Here is a 5,257-nt window from a genome sequence, read left to right on the forward strand (position 1 = left end):
GTCCAGGCGGTGGTGGCTGCTCATCCGCGGGTCGCGCAGGCGGCGGTGGTGGCGCGTGAGGATGTGCCGGGTGATGTGCGTCTGGTGGCGTATGTCGTGCCGGGTGGTGGGGTGGATGGTCTGCCGGTTTCGGTGCGGGAGTTCGCGGGTGCTCGGCTGCCGGAGTACATGGTGCCTTCGGCTGTCGTGGTGCTGGACGAGCTGCCGGTGACGGTGAACGGCAAGCTCGACCGCAAGGCCCTGCCCGCTCCGGAGTACATCGCGGGTGCCGGTCGTGGGCCGGTCAATGCCCGCGAAGAGGTGCTGTGTGCTGCCTTCGCGCAGGTTCTCGGTCTCGACGGCGTGGGCGTGGACGACGACTTCTTCGCCCTCGGCGGCCACTCGCTCATGGCAATTCAGCTCGTGGAGCAGCTGCGTCTGCGTGGGGTGTCGGTGTCGGTGCGGGCGTTGTTCCAGACCCCGACGGTGGCCGGCCTCGCGACGGCCGCTGGGCCGGTACGGGTGGAGGTCCCGCCGAATCTGATCCCCGCGGACGCGGTGGAGATCACGCCGGGGATGCTTCCGCTGGTGGAGCTGGACGCGGGTGAGATCGAGCGGATCGTCGCGACTGTCGAGGGCGGCGCGGCGAACATCGCCGACATCTACCCCCTTGCCCCTCTCCAGGAGGGTCTGCTGTTCCACCACCTCCTGGCCGATGGCGGCGAGGACGCCTACGTCATGCCCACGGTGCTGGAGTTCGACTCGCGTGAGCGGCTCGACGGCTTCACCGCAGCCTTGCAGCAGGTCATCGACCGGCACGACATCTTCCGCACCGGCATCGTGTGGGAGGGGCTGCGGGAGCCGGTTCAGGTGGTGCGGCGTCACGCGGTCCTCCCGGTGACCGAAGTGGCACTGGACCCGAAGGACGCGGATCCGGTCCGGCAACTGGTCGCAGTCGGCGGCCTGTCGGTGGACATCGTGCAGGCCCCGCTCATCCGGATGCTGGCGGCGCCGGCCCCCGAGGGTGATCAGTGGCTGGCCCTGGTGATGGTGCACCACATGGTGCAGGACCACACCGGGCTGGAAATCGTCTTCGAGGAGGTAGATGCGTTCCTCGCCGGGCGTGGCGACACGCTGCCGGACCCGCTGCCGCTCCGCGACTTCGTGGCGCAGGCCCGGGGCGGGGCGGCGCGTGCCGAGCACGAGCGGTACTTCGGCGGGCTGCTGGGTGATGTGACCGAGCCGACGGCGCCGTTCGGGCTGGTCGATGTGCGGGGTAACGGCGCGGACTCGCGGCGTGTCTTCACGCCGATCTCCGCCGAGGTGAGTGGGAGGCTGCGCGATGTGGCACGGCGGCTGGGAGCCAGTCCGGCCACGGTGATGCATGTGGCGTGGTCGCGGCTGCTGGCCGCGGTGAGCGGCCGTGATGATGTCGTGTTCGGCACGGTGCTGTTCGGCCGGATGAACGCAGGCGCAGGGTCGCACCGGGTACCGGGCCCCTTCATCAACACCCTGCCAGTACGTGTGCGTACCGGGGAGCTCGGTGCGCGGGAGTCCATTTCCGCCATGCGTGACCAGCTGGCCGACCTGTTGGAGCACGAGCACGCGCCGCTCGCGGTGGCGCAGCGGGCCAGCGGAGTGGCGGGCAGCACACCTCTGTTCACCTCGATGCTCAACTACCGGCACAACCTTCCCCGAACCGCCGAGCCGAGTGCGGAGCGGGCTGAGGGCGCCGAGCCGGGCGGCATCAGGCCACTGTTCAGCCAGGAGCGCGACAACTTCCCGCTGTCGGTCTCGGTCGACGACGACGGCACGGACCTGGGGCTTGCCGTGGACGCGGTCGCGCCGATCGATCCGCGTGCTGTGGGTCTGCTGCTCAGTACCGCGACCGGCAATCTGGTGGCGGCGTTGGAGCGGGTGCTGGACGGCGGCGAGGACGTGCCGCTGGGCGCCGTGGACGTGTTGGACGCGGATGAGCGGCATCGTGTTCTGGACGCGTGGAACGACACGGCGGTGGATTTCGGGACTGCGACGTACGCGGATCAGTTCGCCGCCCAGGCGGTACTGACTCCGGCTGCGAGGGCTGTTGTGGCCGCGGACGGCGAGCTGTCGTTCGCGGAACTGGAGGGGCGGGCGAACCGGCTCGCCCGGCACCTGGTGGCTCTGGGCGTGGGCCCGGAGTCGGTGGTGGCCGTGGCGATGGAGCGCGGGGTCGGCGTGGTGGTCGCGCTGCTGGCCGTGCTGAAGGCCGGCGGGGCGTACATGCCGGTGGATCCGGAGTATCCGGCGGACCGTGTCGCCTACATGCTGGAGGACGCCCGGCCTGTGGTGGTCCTGTGTGAGCGGACGACGGTGGAGCTGGTGTCGTCCTGCGATGCCCGGCTGGTGTCCCTGGACGCACCCGAGGTCGAGCAGGCCCTTGCCGCCCTGCCGGTGGACCCGCGCGGTGAGGGCGAGTGGGCGGCGCCCTTGCCCGGGCACCCGGCATACGTGATCTACACCTCCGGTTCGACGGGCCGTCCGAAGGGCGTAGTCATCCCGCACGAGGGCCTGAGCAACCTGTCGGGATTCCACCGTGCGGGTGTGATCGCCGGTGCCGGGCGGCGGATGCGGGTGGCGCTGACGGCGTCGCTGTCGTTCGACACCTCGTGGGAAGGGCTGCTGTGGATGGCGGCCGGCCACGAGCTGCATGTGATCCCGGACGACCTGCGCCGTGACGCGTCCCTGCTGGTGCGGCACATTGCGGAGAACGCCATCGAGGTCCTGGATGTCACTCCCAGCTACGCCGAGCAGCTGGTCGAGGAAGGCCTGCTGGAGGATCCGGTTCACCGTCCCAAGGTGCTGCTGATCGGTGGCGAGGCCGCGGGTACGGCACTGTGGGAGCGGGCGCGGGCCGCCGAAGGCACCCGGTGCGTCAACCTGTACGGCCCGACCGAGGCCAGCGTGGACACCCTGTGGGTCGACGCGGCGGAAACCGTGGCGCCGCTGGTGGGCCGGCCGCTCGCGAACACGCGCGCCTTCGTGCTGGACGGTGCGCTCCGTCCAGTCGGTGCGGGGATCGTCGGCGAGCTGTATCTTGCGGGCGCCAGCCTGGCGCGCGGCTATCTGGGACGGTCGGCGCTGACGGCAGAGCGTTTCGTCGCCTGTCCCTTCGAGTCTGCCGACCGGATGTACCGCACGGGTGACCTGGTGCGCTGGGACCAGGAAGGACGGCTGGAGTACCTGGGCCGGGCGGACGACCAGGTGAAGATCCGCGGTTTCCGCATCGAGCTCGGCGAGGTCGAAACGGTGGTGGGCGCCCACCCGCAGGTGTCCCAGGCTGCGGTGCTCGCCCGAGAGGACCGCCCAGGAGACAAGCGCCTCGTGGCCTACGTCGTGGCCGACGGAGGCGCGGAACTTCCCAGCAGGATCCGCGACTTCGTCGGGACGCGGCTGCCCGCCTACATGGTTCCGGCAGCGGTCGTGGTGCTTGAGGCATTCCCGCTCTCGGTGAACGGGAAGCTCGACCGCAAGGCCCTCCCGGCGCCGGACTTCGCAGCCATGGCAAGCGCCGGCCGCAAGCCTTCGGACCGTCAGGAACAGTCCCTGTGCGCCGTGTTCGCCCAAGTACTCGGACTCCCGACGGTCGGCGTGGACGACGACTTCTTCGCGTTGGGCGGGCACTCACTGCTGGCGGTCCGGCTGATCAGTCAGATCCGGGCAGTGATGGGTGTGGAGGTACCACTGAGGGTGCTGTTGGCAGCGCCGACGGTGGCAGGACTTGCAAAGCAACTTGGAACACAAGAGTCAGCTAGGCCGGCGCTGCGGCCGATGCGCAACCAGAAGGAGTCCTGATGATTCCCTTGTCATTCGCTCAGCGTCGTCTGTGGTTCATCGACCAGCTCGAAGGCCCCGGCGCGACCTACAACATCCCGATGGTGCTGAGGCTGTCGAGCTCCCTCGACCAGGCTGCCCTGAACGCGGCCCTGCGGGACGTCATCGGACGCCACGAGGTGCTGCGCACCGTCTTCGGAGTCGAAGACGGCGAGCCCTACCAGCAGATCCTCGAGCTCGACGAGCTGCAGTGGGAGCTCACGACGGAGGAGGTGGCGCCCGCCGACCTGGACGCCGCGATCGCCACGGCCAAGGGATACGCCTTCGACCTGTCCGCCGAAGCACCGATACGCGCTTCGCTGCTCTCCACCGCCCATGAAGAGCACATCCTCGTCGTGGTGGTCCACCACATCGCCGGTGACGGCTGGTCCATGGGCCCGCTGTCGCGGGACGTGCGCGCGGCGTACGAGGCTCGTTGCGCAGGCCACGCTCCCGAGTGGGAGCCGCTGCCGGTGCAGTACGCCGACTACGCGCTCTGGCAGCGCGAGCTGCTCGGCGACACGGCCGACCCGCAGAGCGTGGCCGCCGGCCAGATCGCTTACTGGCGGCAGGCGCTGGCGGACATCCCGGAAGAGCTGGAACTGCCCTTTGACCACGGCCGCCCGGCCGTGGCGAGCCACCAGGGCCGCAGTCTGCCGCTGGCGGTCCCGGCCGACGTGCACGCCCGGATGACGGAACTCGCACAGGCCGAGGGCGCCACCGTCTTCATGGTCCTCCAGGCCACGCTGGCGGTGCTGCTCTCCCGTCTCGGCGCCGGCACCGACATCCCGGTCGGTGTGGCTGTGGCCGGACGTACCGACGTGGCACTGGACGACCTCGTCGGCTTCTTCGTCAACACGCTGGTGCTGCGTACGGACCTGTCGGGAGACCCGACGTTCCGCGAGGTGCTCGGACGGGTCCGGGAGACCGGGTGGGAGGCGTTCGCCCACCAGGACATACCGTTCGAGAAGCTGGTCGAGGAGCTGGCGCCGACTCGTTCGCTGGCCCGCCACCCACTCTTCCAGGTGATGCTCACCATGGAGGAGGGAGCGGCACCGGGGAGCGCGCCGACCGATGTCGACGCGCCGGGCGAGCCGGCCCCGGCTGCTGCCAAGGTCGACCTTGAGGTGAGCGCGAGCGAGCTCTTCGACGCCACGGGTGCGCCGGCCGGCCTGCACGGCTCGGTGATCACGGCGGTCGATCTGTTCGACCTGGAGTCGGCCGAGCGACTGGTGACTCGCTGGACTCGGCTGATGGAACAGCTCGTTGCCGAGCCCGAGCTGCGGCTTGGTGAGGTGGATGTGCTGGGTGAGGTGGAGCGTCGTCGGGTCGTTGTTGAGTGGAATGACACGTCTGCTGTGGTGCCTGGGGGTACGGTTGCGGATTTGTTTGAGGCGCAGGTGGCGCGGACGCCTGATGCGGTTGC

General features: G+C 69.8%; 2 protein-coding genes. Both read left to right on the forward strand.

The features are described from left to right. Window positions 1-12 precede the first annotated feature (12 nt). On the forward strand, window positions 13-3,813 hold the full coding sequence (locus ABT084_RS37600; protein ID WP_351054267.1) for a non-ribosomal peptide synthetase: 3,801 nt from the start codon (window positions 13-15) through the stop codon (window positions 3,811-3,813). Then, window positions 3,813-5,257: condensation domain-containing protein (locus tag ABT084_RS37605; protein ID WP_351054270.1), on the forward strand; the 1,445-nt coding region annotated here is incomplete at its 3' end. The genes ABT084_RS37600 and ABT084_RS37605, both read left to right, overlap by 1 nt.

This window comes from Streptomyces sp. NPDC002138 (assembly GCF_040296485.1).
Classification (GTDB): domain Bacteria; phylum Actinomycetota; class Actinomycetes; order Streptomycetales; family Streptomycetaceae; genus Streptomyces.